Below are 24935 nucleotides of genomic sequence, written 5' to 3'. Positions count from 1 at the left end.
ATATGTAAAAATCAACTTATTTTCAATGATTTCACTAAAATTTTTTTTAGAAACTTTTTTTAGATTGATGCTTTTAAACAGTAAATATTAAACAAACTACTAGTAAAGATGTTGAATTGGAGCGGAATACAACTAATCACAGAAATAATAAATAGGGTCCTTTTACAGATTTAATTCATTTATAGAGGTGGAAAACAAATGTCAAAAAAGTTTATGTTCACAAAAACAGTACCTGTGGCACTTACATTATTGTTAAGCACTACCATCACAGATGCCGCAACATATACTACTCCATTACCAGCGACAAAAATAACAACACAAAAGAATAGTTCAGTATATAAAGAATTAAACTTTGCAGATAAGCAAGATTTTGTAGATGCACATAAGGGATTTATTGCACCACTAAACAATAAACCGCTAAAAAATGCAAATGGGACAGTTATTTGGGATAGTAATCGATATTCGTTTATAAAAGAGGACAAATTTGCGGCTGCAACAGTTAACCCAAGTTTATGGAGGCAAGCTCAATTACAAAATACTTCAGGTCTTTTTAAGGTAGTTGATGGCGTTTATCAAGTTCGTGGACTAGATTTATCAGTCATGACGATTGTTGAAGGAAAAACAGGCTTAATTGTTTTGGATACAATGTCGACAGTTGAAACTGCTAAAGAAGCGATGGAATTATATTTTGCACATAGACCAAAACAACCTGTAAGTGCAATTGTGATCAGTCATAGTCATGCAGATCATTTTGGTGGCATTAAAGGAGTTGCTGGGTATGCAACAGATCCTAAAAAGGTTCCAATCGTTGTGCCGAATGGATTTAATGAAGAAGCATTAAGTGAAAATGTTCTTTTAGGGAATATCATGTCCCGACGTGCAGGTTATATGTTTGGTAATCTATTACCAGCTAATGAGAAAGGATTCGTTACAGCAGGTATTGGACCAGGTTTAAGTACAGGAACGTTCAGTTATATGCAGCCAACTATTGAAATAAAGGACGATGTCCAAACAATGCAAATAGATGGTCTTACTTTTGAATTTTTATTAACTGTTCATACTGAAGCTCCTGCTGAAATGCATTATTATATCAAGGATTATAAAGCATTAGTAGTAGCAGAAAATACAGGGCATACATTACACAATATTTATACATTAAGGGGAGCAAAGACAAGAGATGCCCTGAAATGGACAGAAGCACTTGATCAAACAATTGATTTATATGGTAAAGAAGATATTGATGTAATGGTAACTGCACATAGCTGGCCGTTATGGGGTAAGGACCGAGTTATAGAGCAATTAACGAAACAACGAGATATATATAAATATATTCATGATCAAACGATACGTTTGGCAAACTTAGGTTACACAGCTGATGAAATCGCAGATAAAATCAAACTCCCAAAAAGCTTAGATAAATATTGGGCTAATCGTGGATATTATGGGAATTTAAAACAAAATGTGAAGGCTGTATATAATTTTTATTTAGGTAATTTTAGTGGAAATCCATCAGATTTAGATCCACTTCCGGAACTAGAAGCTGGAGCTAAATATGTGAAGTATATGGGCGGAGAAAAAAATGTATTGAAATTAGCTAAAGCTGATTATAACAAAGGTGAATATAGATGGGTAGCTGAAGTATTAAAACATGTTGTGATGTCGAATCCGAAAAATACTGAAGCAAAAAATTTACTTGCAAATGCGTACGAACAATTAGGCTATCAAGCAGAGTCTTCAGTATGGCGTAATTTCTATCTAACTGGTGCACAAGAGCTAAGAAAAGGCGTTGTAAAAGATGACTCAAAACGTGCGAATCCTATGAATTTAGATATGCTGATGAATATGCCAGTTGAAGATTTTATGAATTTCTTCTCAATTAAACTGAATGGAACGAAAGCGGAAGGTAAACAGTATGCATTTAATGTGTCGTTAACAGATTTAAAAACGAATTACTCAATAAATGTAGGTAATTCAGTTCTAAACTATAAAAAAGATCAACAAGCTACAAACCCTGACGCTACATTAACAGTTGATAAAGTAACATTCTATTTAATTGCGCTTGGCTTGGCTGACATGGATCAGATGGAAGCAGCAGGTAAGATTTCTATTTCAGGAAATAAACAAAAATTTAAAGAACTATTGTCACTAATGGACAAGTTTGACCCATGGCCTAATATCGTTACACCTTAATTAACGAAGCCTGATGTAACAAATTTAATCTCTTATATTTAGGCTCTGTTAAACAAGATTGTTGACCAACATTTAGCGTTAACAGAGTCTTTTTTTAAAACTATTTTTAGGAGGTCTTTTTATGCAAACAGCTGTAAAAGTATTGGAATTTCCACTCTATATTGATGGGAAGTGGACACCTGCAATAAGCGGTGAAACGTTTAATGTGAAAAATCCGGCAACTGGTGAAGTAATCGCTAAGGTTGCTAAAGCTGGAAAACAGGATACAGAGGCTGCAATTGCTTCTGCTCGTAAAGCTTATGATTCAGGTGTATGGGCAAAAAAATCCCCTAAAGAAAGAGCGCAAATTTTAATTAATTTCGGAAATAAAATAGTAGAGAATTCTCAGGAACTAGCTTTCTTGGAAGCAATTAGTTCAGGCGCAACTGTAAGAAGGATTTCAAATCTGGATATTTTATATTTAGTAGATTTACTTCAACAAACTGCTAAATTTACGATGGAATATCCGTTTGTAGAATCATTACCAGTTATCCCATTTCCAGGACCAAGCAATAATCAGGTTTGGCGTGAATCAATCGGTGTTGTAGCAGCAATTACGCCTTGGAACCTTCCTATGCTTTTAGCGATGTGGAAAATTGCACCTGCTCTTGCAATGGGAAATTCGATAGTTGTAAAACCGGCAACTAATACACCACTTTCTACGCTAAAACTAGCTCAGTTAGCAACTGAAGCTGGAGTTCCAGCAGGTGTGTTCAATGTTGTATCGGGACCTGGGGCTACAGTTGGTGAAGTATTAGCTACTCATCCACACGTAGATAAAATTGCTTTTACTGGATCAACAGAAGTAGGTCGCCACATTATGAAAATGGCATCGGAAACAGTAAAACGAGTTACTTTGGAATTAGGTGGTAAATCACCATCGATCGTTTTACCAGATGCTGATTTAGATATCGTGATTCCAGGAAGTTTATTTGGTTTCTGTCTACACTCTGGACAACTTTGTGAATCTGGCACACGTCTATTAGTACATGATTCTATTTATGATGAAGTTGTTGATCAATTAGGGAAATTGGCTTCTTCGATTACGATTGGAAATCAGCTCGATATGGCAAACGGAATGGGTCCTATGGCTTCTGAGCAGCAACTTAACACAGTTTTATCATATGTTGAAGCTGGAATTAAAGAAGGTGCCCGCTTAGTATGTGGTGGAAAACGTTTAACGGGTGAAGGCTATGATCATGGCTATTTCATTGAACCGACTATTTTCGCAGATGTAGACAATAAAATGAAAATTGCTCAAGAAGAAATTTTCGGTCCTGTTCTTTGTGTGATTCGTTACTCCACGATTGAGGAAGCAATTGAAATTGCCAATGATACGATCTTTGGATTAGCTGCGGGAGTCTGGTCGAAGGACGTTAACAAAGCACTTCAAGTTTCACGTGAATTAAAAGCAGGGACTGTTTGGATTAATGACTGGCACATGCTTAGAAGTGATGCGCCATTTGGTGGATATAAACAAAGCGGTTTTGGACGCGAGCTTGGAAAATATGCATTAGATGAATACACACAAGTAAAACATGTTCATGTTTCATTAACACCGGAACTAAGTCAAAAACCATGGTATGGAATTTTACTATAAGAAAAATAGATTCATAATTTAATGTTTATAAAAAATTATAGAAAAGAGTGATCCTATGGTAACGTCATTTTTTCAGTTTTCAGTTCGAACAGTTGTAAATAGTGGTGTAGGAGCACGCTCTTTGTTACCTGAAATGATTAAAGATCTTGGCGGTAAAAGAGCGGTTCTTTATGTAGATAAAGGAATTACGCAAGCTGGAATAACAGATAAAATTAAGGAATTGTTCGAGGTTGTTCCTGGAGCGGTACAGTTAGTTGGTGTCTTTGAGGATATCGAGCAAGATGCAAAAGGGGCAATTATTAACCGAGGTGCTAAATATTTTAAAGAATGTAACGGGGATGCATTAATTGCTGTTGGTGGTGGTAGTGTTTTAGACACAGTAAAAGCAATAAAATGGATGCTTCATAATAAAGTCGATGATATTCGTAATGAACTTCTTGTTGGAAATATCATGCAATTTTGGCCTGAAGCGGAGTACATTGCAATTCCTCATGTTGCAATTCCAACTACTGCTGGAACTGGAGCAGAGGTATCACCAGTAGCTGTCGTATTGAATGAAATTGCAGGCATTAAAACAAATATACTAAATCCATTTATTAGTGCGGATATGGCAATATTAGATCCTGAACTGACAGTTGGATTACCACCAAAAATTACAGCATTTACAGGTTTTGATGCATTAACTCATGCTGTTGAAGCATATTTTTCTCCTCAATCGAATCCAATGGCGGATGCATATGCACTTCAATCGATTCGAATGATCGTAGAAAATCTTCAAACAGCAGTTCATGAAGGACAAGATATCGTTGCAAGAGCAAATATGTTAATGGCTAGTACAATGGCAATCTCTGCTTTTTGTTTAACGATCAATGCAGTTCCAGTTCATAATATTGCTCATGTGTTTGGGGCAAAATTCAATATACCACATGGACTAGCAAATGCAGTGTTATTACCAAGTGTAATGGAAACTATGGCACCGTTCTATTTAAGAAGAATTCATGGATTTGCTGACGCACTTGGAATTAGTAACCTGCCAGAAAAACCTGAAGATTGTCTGAATGTAGTTGTTGCATTCATTCAAAACTTAAGAACGAAAGTGGGACTACCTGATACATTTGCTGATTTTAATGTGAATGTTGATAATATGGCATACATAGTCGCAATGGTTCACAGTGATCCAACTGGCTTATTTTATAAAATTCCACCAGAAGTAATTGCTAAAGTTTCAAACGAAGTTGCTGGAACTAGTTTAGGAGTTTCATAATTTAAATGAAGGGCACCATCATTAGATGGTGCCTCAACATGTAGAAAAAGTGTATATGAATAAAAAGTTGGTGATTAGTTATATGGAGTTTGACTTTTATCTTGTTAACGATTGTATTGATAGGGGAGGAAGCAATATGAGTTGGAATTTAATTACAAGTTTGAAAAATAGTGTAGAAAAATACCCAAATCGAAATGTAATTTCATTTGCAGGTAAGGATATATCATATTCCGAACTAAATAAACAAGTTGACTGTGTAGCATTTAACTTAGCTGCTAATGGAATCAGTAAAGGTGATAAAGTTGCATTAATATTAGGGAACTGTCCTGAGTTTGTTATTTCTTATTATGGAATTCTACGTGCAGGCGCAGTAGTTATACCGATTAATTCAATTTATACAAAGGATGAAATTTCATTTATATTATCTAATTCTGAAGCAAAAGCTGTCATTGCAAATTTTGAATTGGAAGCGATCATTGATTCACTTAAAATGGAATGTAAACAAATAGAATTATTGTACTATGTTGGATCGAATAAAGCTGAATTTAATTGGGAGCAGTTGATCGAAAATAGGTCAAAAGATTATGAATATCCATTAATTACAGAAGAGGATCTTGCCGTAATTTTATATACTTCTGGAACAACAGGAAAACCAAAAGGTGCTATGCTAAGTCACAGAAATATGGCTTCAAATGCAGAGTCAATTGTTAAACTAGTGGAGTTTCAAAAAGAAGATCGTATTTTAGCAGTTCTTCCTATGTTCCACATATTTTGTCTATCTGTCTGTATTAATGCGCCTATAATGAGTGGAGCGAATATTGTAATTGCACAGAAGTTTATTCCTAATGAAATCATTCATACTATTTTTAATGAGAAAGTATCATTATTTGTAGGCGTACCGACAATGTATAGTTTCTTATTTCAATTAAAAGATTATACAGCTGAACATTTTAAAACAATTCGTGCCTGCTTATCGGGTGGTGCCCCATTGCCAGATGAATTAATTCAAAGATTTGAAGAAAAATATCAAGTTAATATTCTTGAAGGATTTGGTTGTACAGAAACATCACCCGCTACAGCCTTTAATCCAATAAATGGTAAAAGAAAAAGGGGTTCGGTTGGAATCAATATTCCAAATGTATACAATATGATTGTCGATCCAAATGGAGATGAGTTACCAAGAGGTGAAGTTGGTGAGTTAATAGTTAAAGGACCAAATGTTATGTTGGGTTATTTAGGTATGCCAGAAGCTACATCTTTTGCTATAAAGAATGGTTGGTTCCATACTGGTGACTTAGCAAAAATGGATGAGGATGGCTATATTTTTATCGTTGATCGAATGAAGGATCTGATAATTGTAGGCGGTTATAATGTGTATCCTCGAGAAGTAGAGGAAGTACTATATCAACATCCAGCAGTAGTAGAAGCAGCAGTAATTGGGATCGCTGATCCAGTTTTTGGAGAACAAGTAAAAGCTTTTGTTGTATGTAATGATAAAAGTGTTTCAGCTGCTGAATTAATACATTTCTGTAGTGTTAAATTAGCAAAATATAAAGCACCTAGAGATATTGAAATCATCTCTGAATTACCTAAAAATAGTACAGGGAAAATCTTACGTAGAGCAATACGCGAATCAGTAGAAATGCACGCTGAGTCAAATTAAATTCAACCTAATATTTTGAACGAATCAAATTCCTACAATGTAATGAACAGTGGTTTGGTCATTGGTTGGCTGTCAATTGGGATGACAAATGAATTAGCTCAAACTCTTTGTAAAAAGGGTTTGGGCTTTTTTATATTAAGTAAATTGTATCGTGTTTTCAATTCATCTTTATAACATTAAAAATGAAATTGGTAATTATTGTTGTAAATTTAAATATAACATTTTCTCAATATATTATATTTGGGATTGTAAATTTTCAATTGAAAATAGAATTTGAGCTTTAAAAATAAAACTCTTAAAATTTTACTCTAAAAAAATAGAATTAATTTATTTTGAAATAACTTAAAAGTATTTTCCCTAGATATTTTAATTTTTAAAATCATCTTCATCAGCAGAATTCCCCCAAGTTTATTTATGAATCTTTTTAAATTTCATTCAAATTCCTTCAGATTTTTATAATTATTTTTTTATTCTACAGTTTACTACAATTTCTGCTAATAATTATACAATTATTATTGGATTAAACAGAATAATTTATCATATATTCCCCCAATTTACGCCAAATACAAGCTTAAGTAGAATAAGACTTATAGAAATAAGTGTTAAGAAAATTCTCAATACTTAAATTTTTATTAATGAAAATGATTGAGCAAGTGATCTCTAATAATAGATTGCTCAGTCAAGGGGGGACAACATGAAGTTTAGAAGAAGGTTTTTGAAAAAAATTTCTTATTTGACAGTCTTCGGTCTTGTCATGTCAAACATGACAGTTGTATTAGCTGAAGAAAATTCGCAACAAAACCCATTCATTGCAAAAAATACAGAACCAGAATCAGGTATATTTGTAACTAATGGTAAAGGTAACCCTAATTCAGCTAATTTAACAAGTGAAGAGATTAAGAGATTAAAAGAAAAAGGTAAAAAAACGATCGAGGCTGCAATTGCTAGGGACAAGAAAAAGAAACTAGCAGATATGGAAAAGCTTGCGAAATTAGAAGCTCATAATCCAGAAGAGATGGTTTCTGTTATTGTTCAACTGAAGGGCCAGACTGTATCTGAAATGACAGCAGAAGAAAATGTTGGTGTTAATCAACAGTCTTTAAGTAATGCAAAAGATATGATCCAAGAAGACATAGATGCGACAAAAAACAAAATTAAGAACAAACTTTCTGGTAGTAAATCAAAGAATTTAAAATTTAAACATGAGTTCGAAAACGTATTTAAAGGTTTTAGTATTAAAGATATTAAATATGAAGATATCGACTATATTAAATCTTTGCCAGATGTAAAAGCAGTTACATTACAACAAACATTTACTCCTGCGGTTAATCAACAGCATGACTTGACAGGAATCAAAAATCTTTGGAATGGTTCTACTCTAGGAAAACCTATCGGTTATCAAGGGGAAGGCATGGTTATCGCGATTGTTGATACGGGAGTTGACTATACTCATGAAGCGTTCCCAGATCCTAAAGATATGAGTAAAGCAAGAATTAAAAAAGGGAAATTTACTCGTTCAGATGGATCAACTTCTCTGAAAGTAGTAGACGGTTACAACTGGGCTGATCAAAATGACGATATCATCCCACGTGTAGAAGATCCAACTAATGCAACTAGCTCACATGGTGTACACGTAGCAGGAATTGCGGCTGGATCTGGCCCTGTCATTCAAGGAGTTGCACCTGAAGCTCAAATTATTGCAGAAAAAGTGTTCTCAGACAAACAAGCTGGTGCATTAACAGAAGATATTATTAAAGGGGTTGACCATGCTTCAGCCTTAGGAGCAGATGTAATCAACATGAGTTTAGGTTCATCTTCTTCTTTCGATACAAGAGACCCTAATGATCCCTTAGGTATTGCGATTCGAAATGCAACAGACGAGGGACATGTTGTCGTAGTAGCAGCAGGAAATGCGTCTAATGCTTATGCAGATCGATCTGGTGGGTTGGGTGAAACAATTAAAATTGGACAAACTCCTGATTTAAATAAAATTGGTAACCCAGGAGTTTATCCTGATTCATTTACAGTTGCAGCAGCAAATAACATTGTATCAAAACATACGTATAAATTTCATACAGACGAAGTTGATTTTGATATTACTGGAGAAGGTCTTGATGACTGGAATTGGCCAGCAGATAAAAACAAAGAGTATTCTTTAGTTTCTCTAGGAAAAAACAGTAGTGGAAACGAACGTATTGGAATACCTACAGATTACGATGGTTTAGATGTGACTGGTAAGGTCGTATTAATTAAGCGCGGAACAATAAGTTTTGCAGAAAAAGTAGCACATGCGAAACAAAAAGGTGCCGTAGGAGTAATTGTTTATAATTCAAGTTCTACTCAACCAGCTCCAGAACCTCAAGGTTTTGGATCAATTCCTTTTTCATTTATTAGTTATGATGATGGAAAGGCATTAGAAGATAAACTTACTTGTGGTGGCGGTGGTGGTATTGATATAGGGCCACTTAGTACATGTGGTGGGGGACCAGTTATTGGCCCGCTAGATGCTACAACTCAAAAGTCAATTAAGTTTAAAATTAATGATGAGACTGTAGGCTCAGCATTCGCTGAATCGAACCCAGGGCAACCAACAGATTTCACATCCTGGGGAACTACTAGTGATTTATTATTAAAGCCAGAAGTAATGGCTCCTGGACATGCGATTTATTCGTCAGTTAGAACAGCAGATACAACTAAGCATAATGCGTATGAGAATGAAGATGGAACGTCTATGGCAGCTCCTTATGTAGCTGGAGCAGTTGCTGATGTTATGCAAGCTTTGATCGAAAAAGGATACAAACCTGGAACAAGAAAGTTTGCACAATTAACAAAGAATTTAATCATGAATACATCTATTCCAGCTAAAAGAGATTATGTCAATTCGAACAATTCGATTGACCGAATTGATTATATGACCGAATACCAACCTAGAAGACAAGGAGCAGGTATGATTCGTCCGGATCTAGCTGTGAAATCTCCTGTTGTTGTCACAGGCTCAACTGATACTGGCAGTATTAGTTTAAAAGAAATTGATAAAGACACTATATTTACATTAACTGCTTCAAATCTTTCAAATAAATCTGTTACGTACAAATTAAATGGAAATGTGATGGCGGATGTTTTAAAAGACTCGCTTAATACAAATTCAGATAACATTCGTAGTCGATATTTGGATGATGCAAAATTATCATTTGATTTAAAGGAAATTACAATCCCAGCAAATTCAACTAAGACAGTGAGTGTTACATTATCTTTAACAGATGCTACAGTAAAAAACACGTTTGTTGAGGGCTATATTTATTTAACACCGACAGATTCAAGCAACCCAACTTTAAACGTTCCATATAATGGTTTTTATGGCAAATGGGATGAGCCAAAAGTTATCGATACTCAAGATACAACTGATGTATGGACTCAGTCAGGATTTGGAACACAATTAGCAATTCAAACAGGTCCTTTTTATTTTGGATACGAGGAGGTATTCGGTAAGCCACAAACACCGGCTCAAATCGCTTTAGGTGACAAGTTTTATGCTTTTGGTCCTGAATTCTCCCCAGTACCTGCGCTTGCTTTACTTCGAAGCGCGCGTAACATAAAAATAGATGTTGTTGATAAAGAACATAATCTTGTAACACACATGGCAGATGAACAATGGTTTGCAAAAGGTGATCCTTATTCAGGTGGTCTTCCCTCTTTACTTTCAGCAGATTGGGTTTGGTATGCACATAAACAAGGAATTCCAATGCCAGATGGGCAGTATTACTTTGCGGTTACAGCAACAGCAGATGCACCAAATGCAAAACCACAACCAACAATTTATATTCCGATGTATAAGGATACTGCAGCACCGAATTTAAATTTATTAAGATCAGCGGATTATGATGAAAAAACACATCCGGAAGTGACGAATAAAGATAGTTATACTGTGCGCTGGACAATGGATGATGGAGAAGCTGGTGATGTTGACGGTAGTGTATTTTTAGCCGTGAATGGAAGCGAGCCATTTACTAATTATAAATCAGACGTAAAACAAAATGCTGACGGTACATATGAATTAAACGTACCAGGACTAAATGAAGGTCTTAACATCATCAACATTGCGCCAATTGATAAAGTTGGAAATTATGGTGAAAGTCATACCGTTATCGTTAATAAAACAAGTAACCATGTTTGGATTGATATGTATTCAGCTACTTTAGGAGACAACGTTCCAAGTATGTACTGGACTGCTAACGTAAAACCTGGCGATAATTTTAGTTTAAATTTTAATGCAGTTGGACGTACAGGCACTGTGAAAAAAATTCAAGCAGTCCTTCTAAAGAATTATTACGATAATAATTCGATTGTTGGAAATCCGATCGATCTTGATCTAAATCAAGTGATGACGGAAAAACCTGCATATGGAGAATACAGTGAGTATTCGATTAAAGGACAATATACCGTTCCAACTGATTTACCTGCAGGAGAATATGTTGTGAAATATGTATGCTTGTCCGAAGGTGAGCAATGGAATGATGCAGAGGTTCCAGCTATTGGTATCGAGACATTTGTAGATACAGAGGCACCAAGCATTTCATTGAATGCGAGTAAAATGAAGGCATTCGTAGAAAATAGTGGAGATCCTGTTTCTCTAATGCTTAATACGACAGCGAAAGATGAAATAGCAAATTCAAGAGGCTATAAAGTAGAAGTTGCTGTTGATGGTGGAATTAAAAAATCAATGGGAAGTATAACAACTTTAGATAGATCTGAACAAACGTTCCGTTATCCAGTTGTGTTAACAAATGGTGATCACTCAATCGAACTGACAACTACCGATTATATGGGAAATGCAAGTTCAATGACGTTTGAAGTTACTGTTGCAGCTGATAAAGTGACAGTGCAAAATAATGGTACAAACACTGAACTTCCGATTGATGTTGTTCCATATAAGGATGCTAGTAGAAATCCAGAAATAAAACTTCATTACAATAAGACTTACCATATAGAAAGTTTCGATCCATGGGTTGCAGGTTATCTTGTAACACCTTATGGTAACAATAAAACATGGTCAGCGAATCCAGATTTAGCACCAATATTATTAGTTGGAAATCAACAAAGAAAAGCGGCAACATCTTATTACCCTAATGCAATACCAGACTGGGACTTGCCATTAGGAGATGTATATGCCTTTAATAATCCTGTCGGTTATAATGACCCAGGTAGTATCCCAGAAGGCGAAAGTACATTCCCAGTAACGATGATTGACTATTTAGGTCACGAGACGACGATTCAAGTACCTATCATCAAAAATTCGTATATACCAAAAGTAAAATTTGACAATGCGATTATTGATTCAACTGGTACGGCAACATTCTTTACTTATGATTCAACGTATGATGTAAAAGGATCGATAACTGCGGTTGGAATGAATTTCTACGCTGAATGGGTCGATTGGAATCGAAGAGTAGCTGGAGAAGACAACTTCTATAAAAATTTATTTGATCCAACGTCAGAATGGAGAAGTGGTCCATATGATGATGCATTTAACGAACATAACGGAAATATCCCAGCAGGATATAACAATGAACCTGGTGTGAAATCATTTAGTATGACAACGGGTGAGTTAAAACCTGGTGCAAACTTTTTTGAAATAGATGGTGGAAGTACAATCGGTGAGAATCCTAGTCACCCATTTGCAGGGAACCATCCATTAGTTTTCAATGTGGTAATCTATCGTCTTGGTGCAGCAGAGGGTGCAGATCAACCTTTAGCAACAAAAGCAGCTGAACAATTGAATTGGGACAAGATAAAAGGTGGTAACACAGATCAAACAAATGTGACGACTAATTTAGTGCTACCTTTATATGATAAAAATAATCAAGCAGAAATTAGCTGGGAGAGCAGTGATCCAACCATTATCACAAACGTTGGTAAGGTATATCGAGCAGATAAAGATAAGAATATCACACTAACTGCAACTGCAACTGTAGGAGGTGCTACTGCAGTTAAGACTTTCAACCTAACAGTGAAAGCGAAAACTCAAAATGATTCACAAGCTGTTGCTGAAGATGCTTCATCAATTACTTGGGATGTTATTCGAGAAGGTAACAAAGAGCAAGGTGATGTATCAGAAACTTTATCATTGCCAACTAGAGGATCAAATGGTTCAGTAATTACATGGACTTCTGATGATCAAAAGCATATTACGAATCAAGGTCGCGTGTACCTACCGTTATTTGACGAAGATGATGCACACGTGGAACTTGTTGCAAAATTCACACGAAACAGCGGTACATTCTACAAAACGTTCCATTTAACAGTCCTAAAAGATACACAAAACATAGAACGAACAAAAGTACTGCGAGTATCTCAAGGGTTAACAACTGAAAAATTACTTGGTGAAAACACAAGCGATATGGAGGTCACGAAGGATTTAACGTTCCCGACAAGTTTTGGAAATGACGGTGTCGAAATTCGATGGGAATCGGACATGCCAGACGTCATCTCAAATGACGGAAAAGTGACAAGACCTGCCCAAAATCAGTACGTTCCAGTATTCGCATATATAAAATTAGGTGATGCAAGAATTGGAAAAATGTTTTATTTCTTTGTAAGAAGTCAAGATACGAATGATGAACCGGCAGTTGTCGCAGCAAAGTCGTCAATCGTTTGGAATTTGATTAAGCAAAATAATACTGATCAAAATTCAGTCACTACTAATTTGAATTTACCAACACAAGGTACTAACGATACAAATATTACTTGGTCTTCTAGTGATGCTTCTGTTATAAAAGAAGATGGAACAGTAATTCGTCCATATTTTGAGGATGGAAATCGTTCAATCATATTAACAGCAACAATTAGTAAAGGTAAAGCGAGCATGACGAAAGAATTTTCACTGTCTGTTTTAAAACGAAATTATGTAGAAACTACAATCAATTCGATTGATGATAACGACACTACTATTTCTGGTACTGCGCAACAAGATGCAAAAATTACAGTGAAAAATAAAGATAGTATTGTCGCAACAGGTAAAGTAGATTCGGAAGGTAAATATGTAATTCAAATTAGTCCTCAAAAAGCAGGAACAGTCTTAACGATACAAGTACAGGGTATGACAGGATACCAAAAAACATTATCAACTACTGTATTAGATCGTACAGCTCCAAATGCGCCAATAATCGACACGGTAGATAACAATGATAATGATATAACTGGTACAACTGAAGCAAATGCATCGATCATTATTAAGAAAAATGACGAGATTATCGCAACAGGAAAAGCAGATTCCAAAGGAGCGTATCGAATTAAAATAAGTAAACAGAAAGAAGGTACAGTTCTATCAGTTTATGCCAAAGATAGCGAAGGAAATCAAAGTGCTGCAGCTAAAACAACAGTAATAGATCATAAAAAAAATAAACAGTACTAATTTCATATTGCTAAAAATGGTATGGAAATTAAAGAAAAAGCTGTTCAATAGTAAAAGCAACAAGTAAAGGTACAATTACGATGACTTTTTATGCAATTGATAAAGCTGGAAATAAAAGTAATACTGTAAAAAACAATAAAAATAAAACAATTTAATTAAATTTTTTAAACATAAGATGTCTCAAATGAATCATTCCTTCATTTGGGACATTTTTTCATTTTCAATTTTTTCTAGTTCATTAATTAGTTTAGGGATGTAAGGGAGGATACAGTTCATATAAGAGAGAGAAATCAAAATCGCCATCTTAATAGCTTTGTGTCTCATAAATCATATGATCAATCAATTTTAATTTTCACGAATAGAATTTCCACATTTAGGAAAATTAATAAAGTATTATGCTTTGAAAGGAGATGTAAGAATGAATCAATCATTAACAGAACTTGAAGTTGAAAACCTCCGTCATATTATCGGAGGACATAGTACCATTGCTACTAAATTAGAAACATATGCAGAGCAATGTGCTGATCCTGAATTAAAAGCAATGCTACAAAGAGATGCTCAATCTGCAAGACAAGCACGTCAACAACTACTATCGTTCTTAGGGTAAGGAGGAAAGACAATGTTACAGGATAAAGATATGGTCAATGATTACTTAGCAGGAATTAATGCAAGTTTAACGGGTTATGCAGGATTTATAAACGAATCAAATAATCCAGAATTAAGACAAACTTTAATTCAACTTAGAAACCAAGATGAAGCACGTCAAAGAACTTTATACAATTATGCGCTAAATAAGGGCTACTATAAACCAGCAGAACCTGCACAACCAGAAGTCGTTCAACAAATTAAATCTGAGTTATCTTCTAATCAATAATCAGATATTTAAAGAATTGTGATTCCAGTACTTTATTAATGAAAATAGGAAAAAAGTTCAAACCATATTTTGGTTTGAGCTTTTTTTATTGAATCTTTTAATGACAATTGGACTATGTGAAATTTCCGTCTAATACATCTAGATTATCTTTTCATTAATTAAGAGGACTTAGACAGTTTTAATGGAATGTTTACCTAATTAAAAAAACATTTAACGATGACATAATATAGTGAGGTATCATAATGAACCAGATTCTTTTATATGAATTTCTCAATCTAATGGAAGTGAAAAATTGGAATAAAGCAGATTTAGCGAAAAATTCGGGGATTCATATTAGTGATATCAGTAGAGTTTTTAATAATAAAAAACCCCTATCATTACATTATTTGGATGCTCTTACCAAAACATTTGGTCTTGATGAAGGAACTTTTTATGGATTATATACTCAACTGTGTTTTAATCAAAATCGATACTTGGATAAACGCAGAAGTGTAGCTTTTATTTATAAATGTGCTATTAATGGTTTTAAGGAAGAACTAGAATTTATGATTACGGTTATGTTAGAGGAAAAATCAAAAACAATTCGCACAAAAAATCTACAAAATTTATTTCATATCGCTGAAAAGCTATTTTTGGAAGGAAAAGAAAAAGAAGCGTTACCTTTGTATGAAATCATTATTCACCATATGCCAGATTCAATATCTGAAGAAGTAGCGATCAGTTATTTTAGAAAGTATTATGTGAATAGATTAACTGATGAAGGGCCAGCTACACTCGTTCATGTTTTAGAATATGTAAGCTATATGCCAGTTGATTTTCAAGAATTAACATTTTTATGGATTACTGCAACTTATTATATGTTAAAAGATTGGGACAAGGTTTTCCATTACGCGAAGCGTCTAGAAAAAATCGCCAAGCTTGATCAACATTATGGCTATGCTCTCGTTTATCAAGGATTTGCTTTAACTAGATTAAGTCATTCATTAAAAGAAGTATTAAATGTAATAGACAAATATGAAAAGGTGAATCAATATTTTTCAGACATTGCAATTGGCAATCGATTTGTTGCGAGGATTGATTTTGGTGAATTACAGTATGCTGATGAATATTATGAATGGCTAAAAGATAGAGAAGATCTGTCTGTAGGATTACCTAGAATCATAGAGGCATATGTGAAATTGGGAAAATTTGAATGTGCATGTCAGCTATTAAAAAGGCATGAAAAAGAGATTTTTGAAATGGCGAATAGTTCAAATCTATATCAGCAGCAATTATATTTAGATTACTGCTATGCTACTGCTCTCTTAAAATGTGAAATAGAAGATTACGAGAATGGATTAAATGAATTAATTGATGTTGCTATAAAAGTAAAAAATGCCGGAATACTTGAGAAATTTAAAAAATGTCTTTTGGCTATTTGGCATTATAAAGGACATTTAACAGATGTGCTAGATGGAAAATATATGCAAATGTTAAGCGATGAAAAAAATAGTGATTATAAAGAAGTTACGCAAGTGTAGAGCTGATTACAGCTCTTTTTTTGTTGGAGTTGTCGAAGTTTGACGAAGAGTTTTTCAGTAATTGATAGAATTTTTAGAAAAATAAATACTGTCAAATCTCCTTATAATCAAGTCAGAAAGATAATTAATGCAAGAAGGGGAGAGAAGAATGAATCGTTTTATAAAAGGGACAGCAATATTAACTTTAAGTACTGGTGTTTTATTTAACTCAATTCCAGTTAAACCGCAACAATCAATTGTAAAAGCAGCTTCAACTGCTTCTATTGAAGAAATCCTATCAAAATTATCGGTTGAACAACGAGAGGCTCTTCAAAAATTAAAAGCTACTAGTCAAGAAGGCTTACAATTACCTGATTCGGTAGATTTTGAGAGTACGGATAACTTATCAGTTATTGTTGAGTTTAAAGACAAACCAGCAAAAGTTGCAGTAATTGAAGAAGCAACAAATGGAAATAGTCTATCTATTTCAGAAGCTGAACAAAATGCAAGAGAAGCACAAGAAACATTTAAAAATGACCTTGAATCTATTTATAAAGAAGATTTAAGTGAAAATAAAAATGTATTCAAAATCAAACATAAGTATAATAGCTCACTAAACGGAGTATCTATGGAGCTTCCTGCAAATAAAGTGAAGTCATTATTAAAATCAAAAGTTGTAAAAGCAATATGGCCTAATCAGGTTATTAAAGTTGAACCACCTACTAAAACGGAAAGCAATACAGAAGCAAAAAAAATAGCAAATGAAGTATTCCCAGGAATTAATAAGTTACATGATGAAGGATTTACTGGCAAAGGGATTAAGGTAGGTGTAATTGATACTGGTATTGATTACAATCATCCTGATTTAACAGACGCATACAAAGGATACCGTGCACAAAAAGGGGTAGACCCGAAATCCATTTCGCCAAGCGAAGTAAAAGGATGGGATTTTGTAGATAATGATGCAGATCCAATGGAGACTACATATGATGATTGGAAGAAATCTGGTCTAGCAGAGACTGATCCTCTTACAGGGTCAACTTTTTATACAGAGCATGGTACCCATGTATCTGGTATCATCGCTGGAAGTGGAAAAAATAATGCAGATTACGCAGTAACAGGTGTAGCACCAGACGCTGACCTATATGTTTATCGTGTTTTGGGAGAATTTGGTTCTGGTTCAACTGAGAGTGTTTTAGGTGGAATTGATAAATCGGTTGCAGATGGAATGGACGTCATTAATTTATCGCTTGGAAATTCAAGTAATGACCCAGAGAATATTGAAAGTATCGCAGTAAATAATGCTGTGCTTTCAGGTGTAACAGCAGTTGTAGCTGCTGGAAATGCTGGAGATAGATCGTACACATTAGGTGCTCCAGGAGCTTCAGCTTTAGCGATTACAGTTGGTGCCAACGATACGAAAACTGAGATTGCAACATCTAAAGGAACTTTCCATGGAACTGCAGATGTTAAAACAGATATGAAACTATTAGGTAAAGGTTTTGGAGACAATGAAGAGAGTCTTTTAGGTAGTAATTATTCAATTGTTCAAGTTCCAAATTCCGGCACAGATGCTGACTATAAATCAATTGATGTAAAAGGTAAGATTGCATTAGTAAACCGCGGAGTTATTGCACTGGTAGATAAAATAAAATTTGCTAAAAATCATGGTGCAATTGCAGTAATATTAGTCAATAATGTACCAGGTGAAGGATTTATTCCAACATATTTAGGTTCAAGCTATGGATTAGTCCCAACATTCTCAATGTCTTATGAGCAAGGAAGTGCACTTACGTCAAAACTTGATACAGCTTCAATGTTCTCTTTTGATGAAATGGGGAAAGTAGTAGACGAAGGTAGCAAATTAGCTTCTTTCAGTTCTCGTGGGCCAGCTCGAATCACATATGATATTAAACCTGAAGTTACTGCACCTGGTGTTGCTGTATTCTCAACTGTACCATCTTACATGCATGGGGCTGATCAAGTTGGTAAATATGAATATGCATATGATAATTTGTCTGGTACTTCAATGGCTACGCCAAATGTAGCTGGTGTTGCAGCATTATTATTACAAGCAAATCCAAACTTAACTCCTGCACAAATTAAAGAAACATTAATGAACACAGCAGATCCTTTAAATGGAAATTATAGTGTTTTTGAAACTGGAGCAGGTCAAGTAGATCCATATGAAGCAATTCATTCAAAAACAAGAATTGAAATAATGGATGAGACAAAAGGTAGTTATGATAAAAAAGGAAATCTAAAAACGATTAAAGACTTAACAGGCGCACTTTCATTCGGGGTTTTTGCTCCAGCTGGAACAAATTTTAGCGATCAACGCTCATTAAACATCTATAACAATAGTAATCAAGCACAAACATATGATGTAAAGGTTACTTTCCAATCAGATCGTCGAGGTTCGTTAGATGCAGATGATAATGGGGTAATGATTGTTACAGATAAATCAATTAAAGTTGCTGCCAATTCGAAAAAGAAATTAACTGTTGCCATTACAGTTCCGAAATCAGCAAAATTAGGTATTTACGAAGGCTTTGTAACATATACAAATCAAAATAATCCAGATGAAACGTTCCAAGTTCCTTTTGCAATTAAAACAGTTGAAGAAGGAATTAATTCACTTACGATGAGTCCACAAGCATTTACTCAAGTATTTGATGCAGCTTATAGTGGTCAGTTAATTTATACAAATGCAATAATAAGTATCAAATCTCATATGCGCACACTTGATGTTGTTCTTGTAGATGGTAATACAGGAAAAGATTTAGGTTTTGTTGGTACAATTAATGGATTAGGAATGGATGAAAATATTACTTATGGTATTTCTAAAATATTTAATGGATATTACTACAAGTTCACTGGTGATGATGATCAACCAATTGCTTATAATCAAGATTTAGCAAAACCTGGTTATTATAAGCTAAAGGTTATTGGAACAAATGATGCAGGAAAAACATTCTCACAAGATGCACCTTTCTATTTTGACAACACCGCACCGAAAATGACAGTAAATAGTCCTGATGTAGTTGAATATAAGAACGGTCAAACAAGTGTCACAATTTCTGGATCTGTTTATGATAAAGAAACGGAAGAAATGCAAAAGCTTGGAATGAGTTTTAACCAAGGAAGTACAAGAGTATATTATCAAGATCAATTAGGTGGAAGAGCGGTTACTGTACCTGTAAATCCAGATGGTACGTTCACGGCTACGATTCCTACAAACCCAACAAGGGCTATGTTACTATCCTTTTATGCTATGGATGCTGCTTCTAATAAAACGTTTAAAGAAGGTAAAGATCTATTTGTTACACGTGATGACGTAACATATGCGTTTATGCAACCTGAAAAGCGCTCCGCTAAAATGGGCGAAACAGCTCATGCAACGTTAAATTTAAATAAAGCAAGTGGTGTAAAACAAGTGGTTTATAAATTCATTCATTACACACATGTTGCAGCAATGAATGTAACAGTTCATCCAAGTGTGGCAGATAAAGTTGACGTTAAATTAGAAGATAAAGTAGTGAGTATTGGTTCGAATACAAATGAAGCGACAGTAACGATTACGACAAAAGATGGTGTTGCGCCTTTAACTGGAGATTTAAAACTGGCGGATGTAGCTTTCAAAATGGGTAATGAATATACGCCATTCCCAGTATCATTCCCAGCATATATGACAAGTGTTACAGTTACAGATACGAATAATACGTCAAAAGTAATTCCAAGTGGAAACCCATCTATTTTCTACATGGAAAATTCAAAGTCATTATTCCGTGGTAGTAAAGGTGCCGAGGCTTTCTTAGATCCAAATGGAGCTGCAATGGGATCTATTGATTACTCAAAATTAGGCGTAAACGTAAAAGCAACAAGTTCAAATGGAACAGTTTACAATGGGAAAAATAATTCTTCAGTTGTTTTCGAAATTCCAAATTTACCATTAACTGATGATCAATATGAGTTGTCACTTGATTTCCCTGGACACTTTACAGTTCACAAAGATTTTACAATTGGATTTCATGAAGATGGAAAAGTTACGAACCAAAATCTTTACTATCGATTAAATACAGCAATCGCAGGGGATGTTAATAAAGATGATGTTATTGACGTAGTGGATGCAATCTATTTACAAACTTATTGGGGAACGAATAAACGAGCGGCAGATATTAACTTTGATGGTGTAGTTGATACAAAAGACATGGCATTCGTAGAAAAGAATTATTTAATGCAAAATCCTACAATAAACAATGCACCTACACCTAGGAAAAAATATAAATTACAGACATTAGAAACAGTGAAAAATTCACTTGGTATTCAATAAATAACAAAAGAACAACTACTAAAATCGGTAGTTGTTCTTTTTTGTTTTCAAATATCTTTTGTTCAAAGATGTTTTGAACAAGTTTCCAAATTGAGCCAGAAATTGAAATTTATAGTATACCTGTCTGGTCAATCGTAAAACATAAGTTTAGTGAAAAGTTATCTCTCGATTTGACCTGATTCAATTTAATAGGAAATCGGTCAACATTCAAATGGATAAGGAGAATTATATGAGGAAGACAATTGCTGATTTATTAATCGAATCCCTACTACAAGCAGGTGTTAAAAGAATTTATGGCATTGTAGGTGATTCACTCAATGCAGTTTTGGATTCCATTCGAAAATCTAAAAAAATAGAGTGGATTTCAGTTAGACATGAGGAAGTTGCTGCTTTTGCGGCAGGATCAGATGCTTTACTAAGCGGAAGTATTGCTGTATGTGCAGGAAGTAGTGGACCTGGAAATCTTCATTTAATTAATGGACTGTATGATTGCCATCGTAGTCGTATACCAGTTCTTGCAATTGCAGCACAAATACCTAGCGTTGAAATAGGTGGGGAGTATTTTCAACAAACAAATCCCGAGCAATTATTTAAAGAATGTAGTCATTATTGTGAGACAGTCACTAGGCCAGAGCATATGCCTCGTTTGGCTACGATTGCAATGCAACATGCCATATCTCGTAAAGGGGTGTCAGTACTTGTTTTGCCAGGTGATATTGCAGCACTAGAAGATAAGGAATCAATCCCGGAACAAGTGATTCATGTTACGACACCTGTCATTAGGCCTTCTAAACTAGAGTTAGAACGACTAGCAGACTATTTAAATGAAGATAAAAAAATTACACTGCTTTGCGGAGCAGGATGTGAGGGTGCGCATTCACTTTTAATGCAGCTTTGTGAAAAGTTAAAATCTCCAATGGTAATTGCACTTAGAGGGAAAGAGCATCTTGAATATGACAATCCATATAATGCTGGATTAACTGGACTAATTGGTTATTCTTCTGGATATCATGCCATTATGGATGCTGATATATTGTTAATGCTTGGAACAGATTTTCCATACAGACAGTTTTATCCAAAAGATGCAATCATTTTACAAGTAGATATAAGAGCAGAGCATCTAGGAAGAAGAGCAATGGTTACCTATGGTTTATGCGGTGATGTGTCTGAGACAATACAATCATTGTTACCTCTATTAAAAGGAGATCGTGATTCAGACCATTTAAATAAGTATGTAGCTGCATATGAAAATGTTCGAAAAGATTTAGATAGTTTTGCAATTGGTAAACCAGGACGTATGCCCATACATCCACAATATTTAACAAAGGTAACTAGCGACCTAGCAAGTGAAGATGCTATCTTTACATGTGATGTTGGTACACCTACGCTTTGGTCTGCAAGATATCTACGTATGAATGGTAAAAGAAGATTACTTGGTTCGTTTAATCATGGGACAATGGCAAATGCACTACCTCAAGCTATTGGTGCTCAGATTGCAAAGTCGTCAAATCAAGTGATTGCTTTATGTGGAGATGGTGGATTGTCCATGCTAATGGGCGACTTATTAACATTACATCAGCATAACTTGCCTGTAAAAGTAATCGTTTTTAATAACAGTGCTCTTAGTTTTGTAGAACTTGAAATGAAGGCAGCTGGATATTTAGAGACTGGAACTAGTCTATCAAATCCTAATTTTGCAAATGTTGCTCAAGCAATGGGAATTGAAGGCATTCGTGTTGAGGATCCGGCTGAATTACAATCTGCATTACAACGTGCCTTTGATCATAATGGACCATTTTTGGTAGATGTAGTTGTAAATCGTCAAGAATTAGCTATGCCGCCAAAAGTAACCTTAGAGCAAGCACATGGTTTTACATTATGGACGCTTAAAGCTGTTTTAAACGGTCATGCAGATGATGTCATAGATCTTGCGAAAACGAATTTATTAGATCGCTTTCATTTATAATAGTAATTTTATTAGACTATCTATACTAAAGTAGATAGTCTTTTTAAGAATCTTGATACAGTTCGGATAAAAAAAAGCCGATTTCCTTTACAGTAAGGAAACCGACTTCTAGTTATTAAGAAGGGGAAGTATGCAGTCTTTTGGATTTTACATTAAATAATTTTAATTAATGCCTACTGCACTGAATGAATTTTTAACTGAGCTAACTTCAGCAGAAGTTGCACCATATAAATCTGATGCTGCTTGAACTACTGCTGCACGTGCTTGGCTGAAAGTTGAAGATGCAGTTAAGTAGACAGTATTTGCACGATAGTAAATTGCAGCTAATTTATCATTTCCAATTCCCGCTACAGTTACACCGTAATGAGTGCCACCTTTTGCTAATAGGTAAGCTTGTTTATTGATGATTCCGCTATTTGTATGAACGCCACCATTATCACTAGTTCCAGTATATCGTTTAGAGTAATGATCAGGGTCACCATATTTTGTAGGATCACTCATAGAACGTAAAGCATCATTTGCAATAGAAGGAGTGTAGATATCTTCACCGATTTCATAATCAGGATTACTGTTCGCATAAAACTCAACTAATGTACCAAAAATATCTGAAATTGCTTCATTTAATGCGCCAGATTCATTTTGATAAATTAAATCTGAGCTTGTATCTGTAACAGCATGTGTTAACTCATGTGCTACTACGTCAACTGAACCAGATAATGGGATAAATGTAGAGCCATCTCCATCACCGTAAACCATTTGCGTACCATTCCAAAATGCGTTATTGTATCTGCTACCATAGTGAACGCTAGATTTTAATGCGCCACCATTACCATCATAAGAATTACGTCCGAAAACATTTTTATAATAATCATAAGTTTTACCCGCATAGTAATGAGCGTCAACAGCGGCACTATCATATGAAGCATTTAAAAGTGTGTCAACACTTGACCATAAAGAACCAGACAGACGAGTTCGATTAGCAGCATCATATGTGAAAACGCCATTTCCTCTCGTATTATCTTGTAAATAATAATAAGATCCAGAAAGTAACATGTTTAACGTTTTCGAATCTCCAAGTACGCCATAACCAGTTCCAGTTGTATTTGTTCCAGTTAATGTCCCACCACCTGGTTTAGCAGCAGCGGTAACCGTTTTTTGATCTTGATTACCATGTGCTTCATCAAGATCATTGTATTTATTTAAAATTTTACCTGTTGATGCTTCTATAAAATAGTTATAATTACCAGGTTTTGGAGATAGGAAATTTAAATTTACAAGGTAAGCGTATGTAGCATCATCGCCATTTCCATATACAACTAAATCAGCTGTCGGTAATTTTTCATACTCAGGAATAAAACCAAGATCTTCTTCTGCAATTGAGATTGACTTATTCTCGTTTACTTTCTTTTCTGATTTCAGTCCCTTTTTTGAGTCAAGATCAGGTAAAACCGTTCCAGAAAATGTAGTTAAGACACCATCTTCGTTAACAACTGCTGCTTGAGTAGATCCCCATACAGGTACACCATTATACACTTGTTGTAACTTAACTGAAGTATAACCAAGATTGTCTTTTGCTTTTGATTTCACAGTGAATGATTCAGAAGAACTTTTAGAGCCTAATTTAAATTTGTCTTTGTTGGCGTTTACATAGTCATAAACAATCGACTCAGCACTTTTTGAAGATGGCTTTGTTAAATTACCTGATACGAATTCAGGAGATCCAACTTTCTCATTGTACTTATAATCTGATAAGACATTTTTTGGTTCTGCAAATGCAGATGAAACTGATAATGAACTAACCGCTAATCCAAAAGATAATCCAATTGCCAATGTTTTTTTGTTCACTAAAATTCCTCCTATGGTTAACATTTTTGACTCAGGACACCATCGTAACATCATAATTTACATTGTTCAAACAATTTTTAATATTAGGAATATTGTAAAAGTATGTCGTAAAACAGATACATTTTACGTGTGAAAATTGTTTCATTCCTTAAATAGTCACGAAGTCAAAAAGGTTAATTTGGAATGCAAGAGCTATTAGTTCTGTTTTAAGTGGGGGGAATACACAAGTGATATATCAGTGAGTATAATAG

11 protein-coding genes are annotated in these 24935 nt (G+C 34.7%); 10 read left to right on the top strand and 1 reads right to left on the bottom strand.

Annotated elements, in window-relative coordinates; translation table 11 throughout:
* Positions 1-198 precede the first annotated feature (198 nt).
* The 10 genes from V7056_RS10580 to poxB all read left to right on the top strand — a co-directional run bounded on the left by V7056_RS10580 (position 199) and on the right by poxB (position 22839).
* A complete protein-coding gene (locus V7056_RS10580) occupies positions 199-2190 on the top strand; it encodes an alkyl/aryl-sulfatase (RefSeq protein ID WP_499701731.1) in 1992 nt (663 codons plus the stop codon).
* Between the two features lie 121 nt (positions 2191-2311).
* Positions 2312-3829, top strand: coding sequence for an aldehyde dehydrogenase family protein (locus tag V7056_RS10575; protein WP_499701729.1), 1518 nt, complete (start codon positions 2312-2314; stop codon positions 3827-3829).
* A gap of 55 nt (positions 3830-3884) precedes the next feature.
* The gene (locus tag V7056_RS10570) at positions 3885-5093 is read left to right on the top strand and encodes an iron-containing alcohol dehydrogenase (RefSeq protein ID WP_499701728.1); all 1209 of its coding nucleotides are present in this window, start codon (positions 3885-3887) and stop codon (positions 5091-5093) included.
* A gap of 136 nt (positions 5094-5229) precedes the next feature.
* Positions 5230-6756, top strand: coding sequence for a long-chain-fatty-acid--CoA ligase (locus tag V7056_RS10565; RefSeq protein WP_499701726.1), 1527 nt, complete (start codon positions 5230-5232; stop codon positions 6754-6756).
* 694 nt (positions 6757-7450) lie between these two features.
* Complete coding sequence (locus V7056_RS10560; RefSeq protein WP_499701725.1) at positions 7451-14167, top strand: immunoglobulin-like domain-containing protein; 6717 nt, start codon at positions 7451-7453, stop codon at positions 14165-14167.
* A gap of 418 nt (positions 14168-14585) precedes the next feature.
* A complete protein-coding gene (locus tag V7056_RS10555; protein WP_088000042.1) occupies positions 14586-14774 on the top strand; it encodes a hypothetical protein in 189 nt (62 codons plus the stop codon).
* Positions 14775-14786: 12 nt separating this feature from the next.
* The gene (locus V7056_RS10550) at positions 14787-15041 is read left to right on the top strand and encodes a spore coat protein (RefSeq protein WP_088000043.1); all 255 of its coding nucleotides are present in this window, start codon (positions 14787-14789) and stop codon (positions 15039-15041) included.
* 242 nt (positions 15042-15283) lie between these two features.
* Complete coding sequence (locus tag V7056_RS10545; RefSeq protein WP_499701723.1) at positions 15284-16561, top strand: helix-turn-helix domain-containing protein; 1278 nt, start codon at positions 15284-15286, stop codon at positions 16559-16561.
* Positions 16562-16709: 148 nt separating this feature from the next.
* On the top strand, positions 16710-20873 hold the full coding sequence (locus V7056_RS10540; protein WP_499701721.1) for a S8 family serine peptidase: 4164 nt from the start codon (positions 16710-16712) through the stop codon (positions 20871-20873).
* Positions 20874-21102: 229 nt separating this feature from the next.
* Complete coding sequence (gene poxB, locus V7056_RS10535; protein WP_499701719.1) at positions 21103-22839, top strand: ubiquinone-dependent pyruvate dehydrogenase; 1737 nt, start codon at positions 21103-21105, stop codon at positions 22837-22839.
* 162 nt (positions 22840-23001) lie between these two features.
* Here the strand turns inward: poxB and V7056_RS10530 are convergent, their stop codons facing one another.
* A complete protein-coding gene (locus tag V7056_RS10530) occupies positions 23002-24684 on the bottom strand; it encodes a M4 family metallopeptidase (RefSeq protein ID WP_499701717.1) in 1683 nt (560 codons plus the stop codon).
* Between the last annotated feature and the right edge of the window lie 251 nt (positions 24685-24935).

This window comes from Bacillus sp. JJ664 (genome assembly GCF_036962205.1).
Taxonomy (GTDB): domain Bacteria; phylum Bacillota; class Bacilli; order Bacillales; family Bacillaceae_G; genus Gottfriedia.
This window is presented reverse-complemented; position numbering and strand designations above follow the sequence as displayed.